Raw genomic sequence first — 17595 nt, 5'->3', positions numbered from 1 at the left:
GTCCCCCGCCACCTTCCTGATCGCCCCGGGGGGGTGGGGTACGACCAGTGCTCGGGCACACAAGGTGCCGACCGCCAATCTACAGAAACTTGGGTCCGTGTGTAGGGCAGCGGGGATGTTTTTTGTGTCACTTTTCAATCACTTTCCCTACTTTCCCGTCAGTTGACGCGGCGGTTCGAAGGGAAAAGCGAAACAACCGACCTACTGCTTGTACGACGCCAGGAAGTTTCCGAACCTCTCGATGGCAACGGACAAGTCGCGAGCCCACGGCAGAGTCACGATGCGGAGGTGGTCGTGCCCCGGCCAGTTGAAGCCGGTGCCCTGGACGACGAGGATCTTCTCCTGCAGCAACAGATCCTGTACGAGCTTCTCGTCGTCGTGGATCTCGTGCACCTCGGGGTCGAGACGCGGGAACGCATACAGTGCGCCGCGGGGCTTCACACACGAGACGCCGTCGATGGCGTTGAGTTTCTCCCACGCGACATCGCGCTGCTCGAGGAGGCGGCCACCGGGCAGGATCAGGTCCTCGATGCTCTGGTGTCCACCCAGTGCCACCTGAATCGCGTGCTGTGCAGGCACATTCGGGCAGAGGCGAGTCGACGCCAGCAGGTCGATGCCCTCGATGAAGCCGGCTGCGTGTTCCTTCGGCCCGGTGATCGCGAGCCAACCGGAGCGGTAGCCCGCGACGCGATACGCCTTCGACAAGCCGTTGTAGGTCAGGCAGAGCAGGTCGGGAGCGAGGCTCGCCAACGAGATGTGCTCGGCATCGTCGTACAGGATCCGGTCGTAGATCTCGTCGGCCAGCAGCAGCAGCTGGTACTTACGGGCGAGGTCGACGATGCCCTGCAGAACTTCTCGCGAGTAGACCGCGCCCGTCGGATTGTTGGGGTTGATCACCAGCAGTGCGACGGTCTTCGGGGTGATCTTAGATTCGATGTCCGCGAGGTCGGGGTTCCACCCGTTCTCCTCGTCGCACAGATAGTGCACGGCCTTGCCACCCGACAGCGTGGTCATTGCCGTCCACAGTGGGTAGTCCGGCGCCGGGATCAGCACCTCGTCGCCGTCGTCGAGCAAAGCCTGCATCGTCATGGTGATGAGCTCGGAGACGCCGTTGCCCAGATAGATGTCGTCGACGTCGACCTCGGGGAAGCCCGGCTCGAGCTCGTACCGGGTGACGATGGCACGGCGAGCGGACAGGATGCCCTTCGATTCCGAGTAACCCTGGGCGTAGGGGAGAGCGGCGATCATGTCGCGCACGATCACGTCGGGCGCCTCGAAACCGAACGGCGCGGGGTTGCCGATGTTCAGCTTGAGGATGCGGTGCCCCTCCGCTTCCAGCCGCGCCGCATGGGCGTGTACCGGCCCACGGATCTCGTACAGCACGTTCTGCAGCTTCGTGGACTGTTGCAGTGTGCGATGGCGCGTCTGGTGGATCGTCTGCGGATTGCTCACGCCCTTATCGTGCCAGGTGAAGTTCTCTCACCGCGAGCGGATTACTTGTCGGTAATCGGTGCGACAATCGACGGCATGTGTGGACGCTATGCCAGCACCCAGAGCGACAGTGATCTCCGCGCGGTGTTCGACATCGCAGAATCGGTGGGGGACGAGCTTCCCCCGTCCTACAACATCGCGCCGACGCAGACCGTACGTACGGTGCTGGAACGCACTCCCAAGGACGAGCCGGAGTCCGACGCCGTGCGTCAGCTCCGGTCGGTGAGGTGGGGCCTGATTCCGTCGTGGTCCAAGGACGCCAAGATCGGCAGCCGGATGATCAACGCGCGATCGGAGACCATCACCGAGAAGCCGTCGTTCAAGAAGGCTGCGTCGAAGCGTCGGTGCATCGTCCCCGCCGACGGTTACTACGAGTGGGAAAAGCGCGACGGGGCGAAGGTTCCGTACTTCCTGCACGCAGAAGGTGTCCTGGCCATGGCGGGGCTGTACGAGCTGTGGCGTGATCCCACGAAGTCCGACGACGACGAGGATCGCTGGGTCTGGTCCGTCACCGTGCTGACGGCGCCTGCAGCCGATGCGCTGGGGCACATCCACGACCGTTCGCCGGTGGTCATCCCGGACGGCCTTCGCGACGACTGGCTCAGCCCGTCCATCACGAAGCTGGAATCGGTGCAGGAGATGCTGGCCACCGTTCCCGAGCCTCGCCTGCTTCCCTACGAGGTGGGGACCGCCGTCAACAGTGTGCGCAACAACAGCCCCGAACTGCTGGATCCGGTCGCTTAACGAAGCCGCCGCGCGCAGACGGCCTGCATGCTCTCGCGGGTCTCGTCGTCGAGGGTCTTGCCTGCCGGTCCGTCGAGCAGGGCGCTGAGACGGGTGAAGTAGGACCGCGCGGGCAGGCCGAAGTGGACGTAGATGTCCTCGTCGCTGCCTCCGCCGTATCCGTACCAGGATCGGCCGAATGCCAGGATTGCGTCGTCGACGCTGTTCGATGTCGTGTTGCGCACGATTCCCCCTTGGGTCGAGACTCCATTCTGTCCAGCACATTTGTCCGGGGGATGAACGGCGCGTAACGACCGCAGCTCGTACCTGGCTTGTCCGGTTGCCTACGCTGGTCCGCATGACTGCGACCTCGTTGCCCTTCGGTTCCTGGCCGTCCCCGATTTCCGCTGCGGATCTGTCCGCGAGCGGCCATCCGGTGGAGGGTGGGCGATTCGTCGGCGACGAGATCCGGTGGGCCGAGATGCGGCCGACGGAGGGCGGCAGGACGACGGTGTGCCGGCATCGGGACGGGCACGTCGAGACCGTGATACCGGAGCCGTACAACGCCCGCACCCGTGTTCACGAATACGGGGGCGGAGCCTGGACCACCGTGTCCGACGGGCGAATCGTGTTCTCCGAGTTCTCCGATCAGCGCGTCTACGTCACCAGGCCCGGCGATACTCCGGTTCCGCTGACGCCGGAGCCGGAGACTCCGTCGTCGGTGCGTTTCGGCGAATTGACGGTCGTCGGCGACGAGGTCGTCGCGGTCCGTGAGGTGCACGACGGTACGGCGGTCGCTCGCGACATCTGTGCGATTCGGCTCGACGGGACAGGTGTCCGCTCGCTGGTGTCCGGATCTCACTTCCTCGCGTTCCCTCGCTTGTCTCCCGACCGCAGCAAGCTGGCCTGGATCGCGTGGGATCACCCTCGGATGCCCTGGGACGGAACGGAATTACGAGTCGCGGATCTGTCCACCGGTGAGATCACTGTGGTTCTCGGCGGCGACGAGGAATCCGTTCTGCAGCCCGAGTGGATCGACGAGGACACGCTCTACGTCATCAGCGACCGGACCGGGTGGTGGAACATCTACCGAACCGACCTGTCCGGCAACGCAACCGCACTGCACGAGGCCGAAGCCGATTTCGGAGCGCCGCTGTGGCAGCTCGGGGCGCGGTGGTACTCGGTGCTGGACGACGGAAAGCTGCTGACCGTCCGCACCTTCGGGACCGACACCCTCGCCGTACTGGACCCGGAGACGGGCACCTTGCAGGACATCGATCTGCCGGGACTCACATCGGTGACACTCGGCGCGCGCAACGGAACATCGTTCCTGCTCAAAGCCGGTGGTGCCCAAAGCCCGAGCGGATTGCGACTGCTGGACCTCGAATCCGGCGACACCACGCTGGTGCGTTCCGGACTCGAAACCGTGCCCGACGCCGACTACCTCCCGCACGGTGAGCCCGTCACGTTCCAGGGGCCCGAACGCGAAGTCCACGCTATCGCCTACGCACCTCGCAATCCGGAGTACACCGGGCTGGACGGCGAACTGCCGCCGTACGTGGCATTCGTTCACGGTGGCCCGACAGCGCACGTGGCACCTGCACTGAACCCGGTGTTCGCGTACTTCACCAGCCGGGGCATCGGCGTCGTCGACGTCAACTACGGCGGTTCGAGCGGATACGGCCGTGCATACCGGAACAGGCTGCGGGGCCAGTGGGGAATCGTCGACGTCGAGGACACCGTCGCCGCTGTCCGAGGCCTCGCCGACGCGGGCCTGGCCGATCCGGCGCGTCTGGCCATCGAGGGTGGCTCGGCCGGCGGCTGGACCGTCTTGGCGGCGCTGACGTCGTCGGATGTCTTCGCCTGTGGTGCATCGTATTACGGCGTCGCCGAGCTGGAGATGTTCGTCGCCGAGACTCACGATTTCGAGTCCCGCTACATCGACGGGCTGATCGGACCGCTCCCGGAGGCGCTGGACCTGTACCGCACGCGCGCACCGGTCAACAACGTCGACGGCTTGTCGTGCCCGGTTCTGTTGCTGCAGGGCCTGGCGGATCCGATCGTTCCACCGTCGCAAGCCGAACGATTCCGGGATGCTTTGGTGAAGAAGGGAATTCCCCACGCCTACCTGGCGTACGAGGGCGAATCGCACGGATTCCGCAAACTCGAGACACAGGTGAACGCACGAGAGTCCGAACTGTCCTTCTACGGTCAGGTGCTCGGCTTCACGCCTCCCGGCATTCCTGAACTGGAGCTGTGGCGACCGTGAGCGGTGCTGGTCGGTTCGGGAGCCAGCACCCTTTTTGTGGGGTCCGCACACGTGCTCGGACCTGATTCGGCGTGTCAGGTCGGCAAAAAAGGTGCTAGCTCAGGCGAACAGCAGAGTGGGGCGCGGGGAATTCCCGGCACGATCGGCAGCCGCACGGATCAACCGGTCGATGTGCTCCGGCCGGTCGAGATCGGCCCAGGTCAGCCGGACCACCTGCGCTCCGCCTGAACGGATCCGATCCTCGCGGACCTTCTCCTTCCACGCGACATCAGCCGGTGTTTCTCCCGTGGGGACCAGCCGACCGTACTTGACGAACCCGTCGAACTCGATCACGGTGAAAATGCCGTCCAGGTAGAAGTCGACGCGGGCGAAGACACCGTTGCCGTCGGACACTCGAACCTGAAGCCTCGGGGTGTAGCCGAGTTGGTGCAGCACCACCCGGCAACGAGATTCGCCGACGCTCTCGGACTTCCCGTTCATGAACTCGGCCACCCGACGAGCCTGTCTATTGTTCGGATGGTGGGCGCGCGCGTCGAGCGCCGCAGCAACCTCCTTGGGAGTGAGATTCTTCGTTCGTGCAGCGAGATCGGCGATACAGACGGCGTCCGCGAACGTCAGCGATCGCGCCACATCGGCAACGGTCCGAGGTAGTGCGGTCACCCGAACCCCGTCGACGACGGCCACGTCCGAAGTGGAGTACGTCGCCCCGTGCACGATGCGATAACCGTTGCGCCGGCCACCGCCGCTCCTGTTCCGCGTGATGTGCACGTACCGAAGATCCGACGCGTTCACATCGAGACCGTGGAAGACCGCAGCCGTCGAGTGGCTGAGTATCGCGTCGTCGGCAGTAGCGGCGTCGAGCACCGCCTCGGCGACGACGCGGTGCTTCTCGGCGGGGGTGAGCGCATCGAAGTCGCTTCTGCTGACGAACCTTCCAGGCCGAAGTCGTCGCCAGGCCTTCGTGCGGCAGAAGCGCTGCAACTCAGCGTCGGACACTCCGCGAGTCAGGGCATCGGATCTGGAAACGATTCTCGTCATGACCGAATCGTGGCAACCGCTCCGGCGCGGAACAAGAGCGGTTTCGGAAATGTGGACAACGCCTGGGGCTGTGGATAACTGGGGCGTTCGCGTGCACATTCGCGGAGTGTCGAGGGCGGAGCGTGCTATAGGGACCTGGCACCCCTACTGACGACTCCGCACGCCTGCTCTGAGGTGAACAGGCGTGCGGAGTCGGTAAAAAGGGTGTCAGGTCACTTCTTGCGTCCCGGAACCTTGGTGCCCGGACGGAACCCGAGTCCACCCGGCTTGGCCGGAGGCGGAGTCCTGGTCTCCCCGTTGGATTCCGCCGCGCCGTTGGAATCTGCTGCACCGTTGGAATCTGCTGCACCGTTGGAATCTGCTGCACCGTTGGACTGCGTGTCGCTGGTCGACGTCTCGGCAGGTTCCTGAGGTTCGCTGTCCTCGGGTTCTGCCGGGGCCTCTGCAGGCGATTCGGCTGGTGCAGGAGTCGCAGCCTTGCCCGGTGTCCGTGCGCCTGGCTTCTTGAAGCCGGACTTCACGGCCAGACCCTTGGGTGCGACCGTCGGCTTGGACTCCTCGACCGGTGCGGAACTGTCGACATCCGTGCCCTGAGGCTCCGGTGTCGACGTCTCCGACGCAGGTGCTTGCGGTTCCGCAGGCGTTTCGGTCGTGGTGTCCGGGGCTGCAGCAGCCTTGCCTGGCGTTTTCGCGCCTGGCTTCTTGAAGCCCGATTTCACGGCCAGACCCTTGGGCTTGACCGTCGGCAACGACTCCGACGACGCAGCAGGTGCCGTCGACTCGGATGCATCCGATTCGGTAGCTTCCGCTGCCGGCTCGGACGGTGCTGCCTGCTCGGACGGTGCTGTCGCCTCGGACGGTGTAGCAGGCTTGCCGGGTGCCTTGGCGCCGGGCTTCTTGAACCCGGACTTCACGGCGAGACCCTTGGGCTGGACGGTCGGCTTGGACTCCGCTGTTTCCGTTGCGGCTTCGGCCGTCGTGTCCGAAGCTTCTGGCTCCGCTGCGCTTTGGGGCTCTGCTGCCTCGGCGGGCTTGCCCGGTGCCTTTGCGCCCGGCTTCTTGAAGCCGGACTTGACCGCGAGACCCTTGGGCTTGACCGTCGGCGTCGACTCGGATGCTTCGGCAGGTGCCGCTGCATTGTCGTCCGTGTCTGCCGGTGCCGGTGCTGCTGCCTTCGATCCCGGTGCTTTGCCCTTGATCGCGAGGCCCTTGCCGCCCGGCTTTGCGCCTCCGGCAATACCGAGCCCCTTGGGCTTGGCCGGAGCATCGGCGCTCGACTGAGCTGCCTCGGTGGCGTCGGGCTTCGCGCCTCCTGGTGCTTTCGCTCCCGGAGCCTTCGCGAGACCCTTCATCTTCAAGCCGCCGGCCTTGGGAGCCGGAGCAGCAGGGGCGGACTTGGCCTCTGCAGGCTCTTCGACGGGTTCGATCCGTTCGGCTTCCTCGACCTCGGCGGCTTCCTCGGACTCCAGCTTCTCCTCTGGAGTGAGCTCACGCGGGATGACCTTGATGTTCTCGCTGAGAACGGACGACTCGACGCGAGTGATCGACTCGAGCATCAGCTGCGCGACGTCGACGACCTCGACACCCTCGTGAGCGCCGCCCTCCTGACGCGCGGTGACACCGTCGGTGAGCATGACGCGGCAGAACGGGCAACCGGTGGCGATCTTCTGTGCTGGTGCCCCGCTCCCACCCAAGGTCTCCAGCGCTTCGTCGACCCGGTCGATGTTGATGCGCTTGCCGATGTTCTCTTCCATCCACATGCGAGCACCACCGGCACCACAGCACATGGACCGCTCACCGTGACGCGGCATTTCCTTCAGGTTGGAGCCCGACGCGGCCATGAGCTCGCGGGGAGCGTCGTAGACCTTGTTGTGGCGACCCAGGTAGCACGGGTCGTGGTAGGTGATGTCCTGGCTGACGGACGCCACCGGGATGAGCTTCTTCTGCCGCACGAGACGGTTGAGGAGCTGGGTGTGGTGCACCACCTCGTAGTCACCGCCGACCTGCGGGTACTCGTTGCCGAGCGCGTTGAAGCAGTGCGCACAGGTGACGACGATCTTGCGCTTCTTCTGCTCGACGCCCTCGAACACACTGTTGAGCGTCTCGATGTTCTGCATCGCGAGCTGCTGGAACAGGAACTCGTTTCCTGCGCGACGAGCGGAGTCGCCGGTGCAGGTCTCGTCCGCTCCGAGCACCATGAACTTCACGCCCGCCGTCGCCAGCAGTTCCGCTACGGCCTTGGTGGTCTTCTTCGCGCGGTCCTCGTAGGCACCTGCGCAGCCGACCCAGAAGAGGTACTCGTAGTCACGGAAGGAATCTGCATCCTGGCCGAACACCGGGATGTCGAAGTCCATCTCGTTGATCCAGTTGAGACGGTCCTTGGAGTTCTGGCCCCAAGGGTTGCCCTTGTTCTCGAGGTTCTTGAACAGTCCTGCCAGCTCGGACGGGAACTCCGACTCGATCAGCACCTGGTAGCGACGCATGTCGATGATGTGGTCGACGTGCTCGATGTCCACGGGGCATTGTTCGACGCAGGCACCACAGGTGGTGCAGCTCCAGAGAACCTCGGGATCGATGATGCCGCCCTCGACTGCGTCGGCGACGAGCTTGCGATCCGCCTCGTCGCGGGCAGACTGCGGGATCTTGTCCAACTTCGCCTGATCGGGGTTGCCGTCGGCGTCGACGAGACCGACCTCGTCACCGGCCATGTCTTTCTTACCGCCGGCGAGGAGGTACGGAGCCTTCTCGTTTCCGTGATCGCGGAGCGACATGATGAGCAGTTTCGGCGACAACGGCTTGCCGGTGTTCCAGGCGGGGCACTGCGACTGGCAGCGGCCGCACTCGGTGCACGTGGTGAAGTCGAGCCAGCCCTTCCACGTGAAGTCCTCGATCTTGCCCGCACCGAATGCGTCGACGTCGGGGTCGGCGTCCTCCATCACGAGGACCTTGCCGCCGGACATCATGGGCTTGGCGGCACCCAGTGCGACGCCGCCGTCGGCCTCACGCTTGAAGTAGATGTTGGGGAATGCGGTGAAGCGGTGCCACGCGACGCCCCAGTTGATGTTGCGGCCGACGATCAGGAGCCAGATCATGCCGGTCATCAACTTGACGAAGGCGAACACGGAGACCATTTCGGGACTTGCGGGCAGCAGCTTGGCGACCTGCATCGTGAAGAAGTCCGAGTAGGCGTTGGCGTGACCGTAGGTGGCGATCTTGCCGGCCTTGACGAGGATCATGCCGAGACCCTCGAGCAGAACGATGCCCTCGATGACGTACGCGACCTTCATGCGCGAGCCGCTGAAGCGTGACTGACGCTCGGGCTTGCGCGGATGGTTGAGCTGACGGATCACGATGAGGGTGACGATGCCGACGACGGTTCCGATGCCGAGCAGTTCGTCCCACAGATGCCAGGCGAACGTGTTGCCGAAGAGGGGCCAGTGGAACTCGGGGTTGAACGTCTGGCCGTACGCCTCGAACCAGAGCAGGAAGCCACCGAGGAAGCCGACCATGACGAGCCAGTGAGCCCATCCGACCGTTCTGAACTTCGTCATGCGCGTGTGCGCGATGAACTCGATCATCATCTGCTTGAAGCGCGGGATGAACGGGCGCAAGCGGGTTTTGTCCGGCTGGCCTTGTGCGATGGCGGCAACCATCTTCCAGATCCCTCGGAAGAAGTAGGCCCAACAGACAAGGCTGAGGAGGAAACCGACCGTGCCCAACGTGATCGTCAGGGCGTTCATGAAGCGGCCTTTCGTTCAGTGGTAGCGGGGCTGTGCTACCTCGGGTCAGCCCGATCAGCCTAAGAGTAGCGGCGCTACCCGTCGGTAACAAGTTTGTTGTTACCGGCTGGTAACTTAGGGGCGGCTTAGATGCGGCTGCTGGTGACCGCGGGTTTTCCCCTACCGGCCGACGGGCTGAACCGGTCAGTAGGGTGTGTTCTGTAGGTCACGTTATGCCTAGCGAAGCAAGGGCCCGGAGAGAAGGCAGCCCTAAGTGCCCCGTCGAGGTGCCCCGAAAATTGGGGGCACGAAGATTCGAATTGGCTGAATTGCCCTGTTTTCACTGGTCTCACCGATTTCGGGTCGACATCTTGTGACGGGTGATAACCAATGGGACTCGCATAGGCGCCAAGAGGATAACGTTCGGTCGGAGTTGTGAGATATGCTGCAGCGCGCACCGACTTACTCGCGGATTCAGTCTGGGGTGTATCTGCGTCTGACGGGCTACCTCTGTTCGGTACTGCCAGGCTCGATTGCATAGAAACGGAACAATCTCCACATGAAACTCAGCAAACTGGTCGTTACGGCAGCGTTCGTCGCTTCCGCAATGGGTCTTGCCAGCGGCACTGCCTATGCACAGCCGGCAACCGACGCCCCCGCACCCTCGGAAGAGGGCACCGCAGGCGAGAACATCGGCTTCGAGTCCAACCTCGAGGACCGCACGATCGTCACGACGATCGACGCCGGAGTCTTCAAGGTCGCCGACGACGGCAAGACCGTCGACGTTCTCGACTCGACCGACAAGGTCGTCGTCACCCTGCCGCTGTCGTTCAACCTCGGTGGTCTGAACTTCCCGTACGAGCAGAACGTCGACAACGACGGCAAGACCCTGCGTCTCGTCCCGCAGTTGGACCTGACCAAGGCGTCGGCCAACTCCCGCAGCATCGGTGCAACGCCTGTTGCTTCGCCCGAGGAGAACCTGCTGGCGCAGCAAACCTTCGGATCGCAACTCGCACTCGCATCCGCAATCGGCGGATTCACCGGTACGGCAATCGGTGCAGTAGTCGGTGGTATAACGGGTGGAGTTCTCGCTTGCGCCACGACCGCCTGCGTCCTCGCGATACCGGCTATTGGGACTTTCGCTACGGTTGGCGGTGTCATCGGCACCATCGTCGCTGGCGGACCCACCCTCGTGATTGCAGGCATCGACCTGGTCAACACCCTGACTGCACCCCCGGGAACCACCAAGTTCGCCAAGTAGACCTCTGCTCGAACGTAAAGAGCCCGTCACCTGTACTCAGGTGGCGGGCTCTTTCGTATCCAGGCTCAATCAGAAGAACACTTCGGGCGAAGTCAGTTTGATCGCTTCGGCTGCGATGGTGAATGCGTAACCGAGGAGATCCAGGCCGACGCCGAGAATGCCGAGCATGAGGGGGCCTTTCGTTGAAGGGGCGAACGTCTATCGGTACTGGTGTACCGAATTTCCGGGTCGATCATACGATGCGAAGTCGCTCCGCGAGAGGTGCCGACGGTCGCGTCGGAGGCGCCGATCCGTGTCATGCGAACGGATGTAGTTTGTAGCTCTCTTTACGAACTCTTGGTACTTTGGAGCGGTGGAAACGGGCATCGCGACGGTTACGGTAGAAGTCTTGTCGAGTGCCGAGTCGATTCTCGACGACTGGGAGGATCTGGCGTCCCGGGCTGGCACAGTGTTCTCGTCCCGACCGAGTTTCGTGCTCAACGTCGCCGGCGCGCTGCGGCTGAACGTCAGGTTCGTCGTCGTGCGTCGCGGTTGCCGCGTGGTTGCTCTGGCTCCCCTCGATACGGTCAGGCGTGGACCGTTCGTCCTGGCGAAGGTCGTCGGCAGCACGTTGGGGGTTCCCCTCGAATTTCTGAGTGACGACGAGGAAGCCTCGGACGTCCTCCTCGGTGCCATCGCCGACCAGGGGTGGATGCTCACGGGTGACTCGATGATCGCGAACGACCCGACGGTGGTGCGACTGGGGCGGCACGGCGCATGGGACGCGGACGCACTCGTGCGCGAGAGGGTCCCGGTCGTCGTGCTGCGGCCCGGCGACACGGCGTCGAGTATCCGCAGTGCCAAGTCGTTGAAGCGGCTTCGTCAGTACCGATCGAACATCGAGCGGCAATCCGAGTATCGGGTCGAGCAGATCAGAGATGTCGCCCATCTCGACGCGCGCTGGAACGACATCGTCTCGCTCGCCGCCGATTCCGTCGAAGGGACCGACAAGGTCAACTACCTCGTGGCCCCGCACGGGGAGTTCGCGCGTGACTTTCTTCGGAGCGAAGCTCGGGCCGGCCGACTGTGCATTGCCGGGCTGGTCGTCGACGGACGATGGGTGGCGCACGAGATCGGCGTTCGCACGCATCGTCGGATGGAGGGGTGGCTCACCCACTACGACCCGTCGATCGGCAAGCTCCAACCCGGACATCAGTTGATCGAGTGGTTTGCCGACACCCACGACAGGCTCGGCGTCGTGGAACTGGATCAGGGCGTCGGCGTCAACAAGATCAAGAGCGTGTGGGCCAACGCGGGGTACGACGTACTACGGGTGACAGCGGTTCCGAGGGCCTGGTGGCTCTCCGGGTGCATGAAGTCGGCGTTACGCCACCTTCCTTCGATCTTGGCCCGAACCCGCTCGACGCTGCACAGAGCGGCCGAGCGGGCCGGAGATCGATGATCAGCGCGGCGGCGCCGGCAGGAAATCGATGGCGGTTTGCCACAGCCTCACGAGATACTGCGCGAGATCCAGCCAAATTCCGTTGAATGCAGACACTTTCCGCTCCCCCTGCTACGTAGACGTTGACCGAGGAAGCATACCTTCGGTTCGAAGAGAAGCCCTCGATAGAACCTGAAGTTTGTTCTGCGGACAAAAATGTCGCCGCACCTCGTAGGAGATGCGGCGACAGGTGTGCAGAGACTACGTGACCGGCGAGGTGCGCACGGTTGTTCCGGTTTCCGAGGCGACCTGGTCGATGGGGATGCCGAGGCTTGCTGTGCCGCCGTACTGCGCGAGAGCCAGATTGGCTTCGGTGCAGTCCGGTGCGCCACCGCTGTTGGAGCCGCTGGTGATACCGAGTGCAAGGGTGCCGGTGACGATGGCGCCGCCGCTGTCGCCCGCGAGAGTGCATGCCGTGCTGGCGAATCCGCGGACAGCTCGGCTGCTGCCGTCTTCCATGTACAGCTGAGTCTCGACACGATCCGCCGCCACGATGCCGCAGGTGAACGACGACGACTGCCCCGACTTGCACACCGGTGCGCCCACCACGGGAGATGCGGTGCCGGTGATGGTGACGGTGCTGCCGTTGGCGCCGCGGACGGTGGGGCGATCCAGCCCGGAGGCGACGCCCTTGTCGTTCAGGTCGATGACGGACCAGTCGAGACCGCTGGCCGATCCGAGGCTGGAACGGTCGAAGCTACCGATCTGGGTGCTGTCGTTGACGTTCGCCGGGTTCGGCAGATAGACCGGCGCACCCCCGGCCCCGGTGTCAGCGTTGGGATTGCAGTGTCCGGCACTGAGATTGACCGGATTGCCCGAGCCGTCGGTGGCGTTGAACCCGAACGAGCAGACGCTGATGTCCGTCGGCGACGTGCTCTTGATGTCGGACGTGGTGGTGATGTACGTGTCGCCGCCCATCGGCGACGGGTCGACGGGCTTCGGCGCGCCGGGGGACAGAATGACCTTCAGATTGGCAAGCAGCGTCGGCAGATTGAGCGCATTACCGATCGGGCTGTTGACCACGTCGATGACGATCTGGTTGTCGAGAATGTCGATCGACGTTCCGTTGACCTGGCTGGCGACCTCACGAGGCAGCGACCCGATCCACGCATTCAAGTCGGACAACGACTTCTCGAGGCCGTCCGCGGACACCGGAGCCTTCGCAGTGTCGTACCCGTCCTTCGCCACGGCCTGAGCGGCGGCGTCGGATGTCACGGCGACGACGGCATTGCCGTCGGGACCGATCCAGGCACCCGCGAAATCGGACGGACGAGACGCACGGAAGTCGGACGCATACGTCGACAACTCCTGCGCGCGCGCCGCGCGGTCCAGGTACTCCTGCGGAGAGATCTTCAGGTCACGCACCACAGCGTCGGCCAGTTCGCGAGGAAGCTGATCGGCGGGGCTCTGCACCACGGAGTTGGCGTCACTCACTGGATCCGCCGAAGCGGGAGCCGCGAAGAGACCTATGGACAGAAACGCCGTCGAACAAAGCACTGCGGCGCGCAGTGCCCCCGTGTTACGCATGAAGTCCCTTCATCGGGTGCTGAGCATCAGCGACCCACCATAGGGCATGACGCCGACTATCACGGGAACCTGCAGGTCGGACGCCTGCCGACGCTGGTGACGATCAGTTCTGTGGTGCCTCACGTAAGGGGGCCCTCCCAGCATCGGAGGGATCCTCTTCCGGGTCAGCGTTGTCTCCCGCATCGGGGACCCCCGGGTCGGGCTCGTCTCCATCCGGGTCCTCGATACCGGGGTCCGCGCCCGGCTCCGGCCCGTTCGAAGGTTCTTCCGTCGGAGACTCTTCGGTACTGGTGGGAGGAGGTGTTTCGGCGACCGGGACGGTGCGTGGAAGTTCCGGGGTGGTGGTCTCGCTCGTCGGAGCGGGCTCGGTGGGGATGTATTCGACGCTCGGTGCGGGGATCTCCGGTACGTCTGACGCGATGGGTACGACTGTCGGGAAGGGCACTGTGGCGCGCGGCGCGGGTGTGGTCGACGGCGATGCAGCGACCGGTGCGCTTTCGATCTCCGGCAGGGCCGGGGCCGACGAATCTTGCAGCACCAGTGCGGTGACGGCTCCGCCGAGGGTCAGGACGCCGGCGAGCGCGACTGCGGCGAGCACTGGTGTTCGGGTCCAGAGGGGTCGAGCACTGCGCGCGACGACGATCCGTTCCGTCACCGCGTCGACCGGATACTCCGACGCGATCGCTGCTGCGCCGCGTGCTGCGGCGACGCCCGAGTCCGAGCCGGCCCAGGTGGACTGACTCGACTCCGCCCAGGCCGTCAATGCTTCGGATTCTGCGACGAGTGCAACGTGGGCGAGGTCGTACCGGTTCATCGCCATGCGGACGGCCGAGACGCGCTCGGCTGTCCAGGTGGCAGGGAAGGTCGCGGCGGCGGCAACCGACGCCATGTCCGCACCGATGGACTGGGACACCTCAGCGAGGAGGCAGCGGAGAGTCATTGCGACGAGGTCGCCTGCCTCGTATCCGGAAGGAACCTCGTCTGCGACGTAGTCGGTGAACACGGCCGCATCGGGGTCGTCGGTTCCGCCGAGCGATGCGGATCCGTCGGCGTGGATGTAGAGGACAGTGTTGTGCAGGGACGCGATGTGCAGCGACGGGCTTGCGCTGTAGGGGTGCGAGACGGCAGCGATCGACCGCTGATCGTCGATGTACAGCCCGACGTCCGGAATCCCACCGTCCACCGGGTTGTCACCGTCTGCCACGTGCCGGTTCACCATCGCCTGCGCTTTCCTGGTCTGCTCCGAGCAGGCGCACGACGCACCGGCTCACTGACCTGGATGTCGCATTCGGGGGTCCCGAAGTTACAGATCGGCCGATCCGGCGCCGTACCCGAGTGCACGCAGCATGGACAGCAACTCGGACCGGGATCCGGCGCCCAGCCGACGCCGGATACGTGCCACGTGATGCTCGACGGTTTTCGCCGATATGTAGAGGCGCGCACCCGCCTCGCGGTAGGTGACGCCCAGGACCAGGAGTTCGGCCACTTCGGCTTCCCGCGCGCTGAGTGAACCTTTGGGCTCCGCGGTCTCGTCCGTCGTGGGTGCTGCGGTGGGCAACCTGAGGGAGCGAGCGGTCTGGAGCAGCGACGTCGCGACGCGGGTGTCCGCCACGCGCAACGCTGCCTCGCTGGCGAGTCGGGCACCGTCCCACGACAGTCCGAACCGGGTCAGCGACTGCGCGGCGGCTTCCACGTCGGCGACGTTCGGGTTTCCCTGCAGTACCCCGAGCCACGCGCGTCCGGCCCCGGCCAGCGCAGCGGCGTACCGGTTGGACTCGGCGGCCTGGGCGAGTGCGCGGGCGTGCGGGACGAGATCGGCGGGATGCTCGGCCAGGATCGCGGCCTGGACGCCGTACCAGTGCAGCGACGACGACCACGCGTGGGGCTCGTGCAGGTCGGCGATCACCGCGTCGGCCTGCGCGGTCAGATGCGCGACGCGTTCCGGCTGTCCCACGCGGACGGCCGCCAGAAGCAGCTCCCCGACGGGGAGGAACGACAGAAGATCCACCGAGTACGACGCGACGACGTCCAAGGCCTCGTCCCATGCGGTCAGCAGTGCTCCGGTGTCACCGGATCGCCTGGCCAGGCCGACGCGAAGACCTGCTTCGAAGAGTCGGTTTCGGTTATGAGACAGCGGGATTCGAACCGAGTCGAGGTGCGCCTGCGCGTCTGCGGTGTCGCCCGCGAGCATCGACGTCCACGCGCGCAGCAGAACGAGCCTCGCTCGGTGTGGATGCGCCGCAGGATAGGCGTCGACGGCCCGGCGGGCGGTGGCGTCGGCGCGTGCGAGATCACCGGTGTGCAGCGCGAAGAGTACGGCGACGGCCGCTGCGGAATCGGGACTCGCGCGACGAGTCGTGCCCGAAAACATGGCGGTCGCCTGCAGGAGTGTGCTTGTCGCGAGCGATACTTCGGGCGTCGACGTCGCTCGGATGGACTGCCGGATGCCTTCGGCGAGGAGCGTCGCCCGAGCCCCGGCCGCAGTCGGTGGACCGGCGGCGTCGGACGCTGCGAGCGACTCGGCGGCCGCTGAATTACCGGCGACGAGGGCAGCTGCGATCGCCAGATCCGCGTCGACGCCCGTCCTTTGCGGCCCGAGCCAGGTGTAGAGCTGGGCAGCGCGGGTCAGCATTCCGCGCTCGGCCGCGACGGCCGCCGACACCCGCACGGCGACACGGAGGGCTGCGACGTCGATCGAATCGTGTTGCCCGAGTGCCGCGTCGGCCAGCTCCTCGGCCGTGTCCAGATCGCCGAGCAGGAAGCAGTTCTCGGCCTGCGCCGGTGCGACGCTCACAGGATCTGCTCCCGCGGTCACGGCACGCTCGTACAGACGCACCGCGTGTTCCGGAGTGGCCGCCGAGGCGGCAGCTGTCAGGTACGTCGCGAGCTCGGGGTGTCGGATCCCACTGTGTGACAGAGTCACTGCGGTATCGAGATCGAGAGTGTCGGTTTTGCAGCGGTATTCGAGCAATTCGGTCGCCGTCGACTGCATCCGTCGCGTCCCGACGACGGTCTGCAGCGCGCGATCCACCTCCGGCAGCGATTCCAGCGTCGACGACAGTAAGCCAGCGGCGACGGCGTCCTCCGTCGCCGACCCGGCATCGGCTCCGGTGCCGACCAGCTCGGTCACGACCTCCGGATCCGAGCCACCGCCGAAGTGCGCCAACAGAACAACCGTCTGCGCGGACTCCGACAGGGAGCGCAGGGCCTCGACCCGGTCCTCGAACACGGCGTCGGACACTGCCCGGGTGACCGCAACATCGGCCTCGGCCCGGGTGGCGGCGTCGAGTGCCACGTCGACCGACCTCGGGCAACCGCCGGTGAGCGTCGTGATCGCGGCGGCCAGCACCGCGGACACCGGACGGCCCCTCGACGCGGCCAGCGCCGCGACGTCGGACTTCGTCAGCGCAGCGTGCACGGAATCAGTTTTGTCCGGTCAGGCCACCGAGGACGCCGCCGAGACCGTCGACGGTCCCACCGACTACGCCGCCGACACCGTTGCCGAGGTCGCTGACAGCCCCGCCGACTCCGTTGCCCACGTCACCGAGAGTGGGGCCGTTGTAGGTGGGGCGCGACGGGAGTTGCGGGCTCGGGACATTCACGCTCGGCGCGGTCACGTCGGGAACCGTCACGACCGGTGCGGTGGGTGCTGTGCCGGCCGGAGGGACGGTGCCCCCGGCGACGGGTGCGGCGGGGTTCTGCGCGGCGTTCGGGTCGGCGACGACGGTGCCGTCGGGTGCGATGATCGTGCCCGGTGCGGGAACGAGTGTTCCGTCGGCTGCGACGGTCGGTGCGGGAAGGCCGTTCTGGGTGGTTGCGGCCGGGTCGGTGCCCTGGCCGGTGTCGGCGACGACGGCGGCCGTCGTGCCGGGCGCAGTCGTGCTCGTCGTTCCCGCGGTGTTCTCCGAGACGGTCTCGGCCGGCTTGTCGTCGGACGTCAATGCCGTGCCGACGGACAGGCCGCCGCCGGCGATGACGACGAGAGCGGCGACAGCGGCGACGACGATGCCTGCCTTCTTCCGGCCGGACATCCCGGCGGGCTCAGCCGAGGCCGATGCCGGAGCCGACGTCGGGGCCGGGCGTTCCC

Annotated in this window: 11 protein-coding genes and 1 pseudogene; 4 read left to right on the top strand and 8 right to left on the bottom strand. The window is 65.5% G+C overall.

From position 1 onward, the window contains the following. Positions 1 to 201 precede the first annotated feature (201 nt). Complete coding sequence (locus CH289_RS05245) at positions 202 to 1452, bottom strand: pyridoxal phosphate-dependent aminotransferase (protein WP_019663841.1); 1251 nt, start codon at positions 1450 to 1452, stop codon at positions 202 to 204. 75 nt (positions 1453 to 1527) lie between these two features. Between CH289_RS05245 and CH289_RS05240 the strand changes: the two genes are divergently transcribed. Beyond that, positions 1528 to 2235 carry an SOS response-associated peptidase gene (locus CH289_RS05240; protein WP_019663840.1) on the top strand — a complete coding sequence of 236 codons (708 nt, stop codon included), beginning with the start codon at positions 1528 to 1530 and terminating at the stop codon, positions 2233 to 2235. Here CH289_RS05240 and CH289_RS05235 read toward each other — a convergent pair. Next, positions 2232 to 2459 carry a DUF3263 domain-containing protein gene (locus CH289_RS05235; protein WP_094727491.1) on the bottom strand — a complete coding sequence of 76 codons (228 nt, stop codon included), beginning with the start codon at positions 2457 to 2459 and terminating at the stop codon, positions 2232 to 2234. The two genes, CH289_RS05240 and CH289_RS05235, sit on opposite strands and share 4 nt — an antisense overlap. Before the next feature lie 113 nt (positions 2460 to 2572). Between CH289_RS05235 and CH289_RS05230 the strand changes: the two genes are divergently transcribed. Continuing rightward, complete coding sequence (locus tag CH289_RS05230) at positions 2573 to 4483, top strand: prolyl oligopeptidase family serine peptidase (RefSeq protein WP_094628459.1); 1911 nt, start codon at positions 2573 to 2575, stop codon at positions 4481 to 4483. Between the two features lie 99 nt (positions 4484 to 4582). On the opposite strand, the gene CH289_RS05225 is transcribed toward CH289_RS05230, so the two are convergent. Together CH289_RS05225 and CH289_RS05220 are read right to left on the bottom strand one after the other, a co-directional pair. Continuing rightward, on the bottom strand, positions 4583 to 5521 hold the full coding sequence (locus CH289_RS05225) for a hypothetical protein (RefSeq protein ID WP_094727490.1): 939 nt from the start codon (positions 5519 to 5521) through the stop codon (positions 4583 to 4585). Between the two features lie 212 nt (positions 5522 to 5733). Beyond that, on the bottom strand, positions 5734 to 9261 hold the full coding sequence (locus CH289_RS05220; RefSeq protein WP_094727489.1) for a (Fe-S)-binding protein: 3528 nt from the start codon (positions 9259 to 9261) through the stop codon (positions 5734 to 5736). Between the two features lie 538 nt (positions 9262 to 9799). Between CH289_RS05220 and CH289_RS05215 the strand changes: the two genes are divergently transcribed. Together CH289_RS05215 and CH289_RS05210 are read left to right on the top strand one after the other, a co-directional pair. Further along, positions 9800 to 10501 (top strand): hypothetical protein, encoded by a 702-nt coding sequence (locus CH289_RS05215; protein WP_094708760.1) that lies wholly within the window; start codon positions 9800 to 9802, stop codon positions 10499 to 10501. 388 nt (positions 10502 to 10889) lie between these two features. Further along, positions 10890 to 11942, top strand: coding sequence for a GNAT family N-acetyltransferase (locus CH289_RS05210; RefSeq protein WP_141215402.1), 1053 nt, complete (start codon positions 10890 to 10892; stop codon positions 11940 to 11942). A gap of 240 nt (positions 11943 to 12182) precedes the next feature. On the opposite strand, the gene CH289_RS05205 is transcribed toward CH289_RS05210, so the two are convergent. The 4 genes and pseudogenes from CH289_RS05205 to CH289_RS05190 all read right to left on the bottom strand — a co-directional run. Beyond that, entirely contained in the window at positions 12183 to 13508 is a 1326-nt protein-coding gene (locus tag CH289_RS05205) for a S1 family peptidase (RefSeq protein ID WP_230593854.1), read from the bottom strand. Between the two features lie 103 nt (positions 13509 to 13611). Further along, positions 13612 to 14727: a ribonuclease E domain-containing protein gene (locus CH289_RS05200; protein ID WP_094727488.1), complete on the bottom strand. Its 1116-nt coding sequence runs from the start codon at positions 14725 to 14727 to the stop codon at positions 13612 to 13614. Between the two features lie 84 nt (positions 14728 to 14811). Continuing rightward, on the bottom strand, positions 14812 to 16926 hold the full coding sequence (locus tag CH289_RS05195) for a LuxR C-terminal-related transcriptional regulator (protein WP_094727487.1): 2115 nt from the start codon (positions 16924 to 16926) through the stop codon (positions 14812 to 14814). Positions 16927 to 16930: 4 nt separating this feature from the next. Then, positions 16931 to 17595 (bottom strand): annotated as a pseudogene (locus CH289_RS05190) (Hsp70 family protein); the annotation flags it as partial.

It is taken from the genome of Rhodococcus sp. RS1C4, from assembly GCF_002258225.1.
Lineage (GTDB): Bacteria > Actinomycetota > Actinomycetes > Mycobacteriales > Mycobacteriaceae > Rhodococcoides > Rhodococcoides fascians_E.
This window is presented reverse-complemented; position numbering and strand designations above follow the sequence as displayed.

Coding starts and splice junctions, on each gene's coding strand:
- CH289_RS05240 (WP_019663840.1), top strand. CDS start 1,528: ATGTGTGGACGCTATGCCAGCACCCAGAGCGACAGTGATCTCCGCGCG.
- CH289_RS05230 (WP_094628459.1), top strand. CDS start 2,573: ATGACTGCGACCTCGTTGCCCTTCGGTTCCTGGCCGTCCCCGATTTCC.
- CH289_RS05225 (WP_094727490.1), bottom strand. CDS start 5,521: ATGACGAGAATCGTTTCCAGATCCGATGCCCTGACTCGCGGAGTGTCC.
- CH289_RS05220 (WP_094727489.1), bottom strand. CDS start 9,261: ATGAACGCCCTGACGATCACGTTGGGCACGGTCGGTTTCCTCCTCAGC.
- CH289_RS05215 (WP_094708760.1), top strand. CDS start 9,800: ATGAAACTCAGCAAACTGGTCGTTACGGCAGCGTTCGTCGCTTCCGCA.
- CH289_RS05205 (WP_230593854.1), bottom strand. CDS start 13,508: ATGCGTAACACGGGGGCACTGCGCGCCGCAGTGCTTTGTTCGACGGCG.
- CH289_RS05200 (WP_094727488.1), bottom strand. CDS start 14,727: ATGGTGAACCGGCACGTGGCAGACGGTGACAACCCGGTGGACGGTGGG.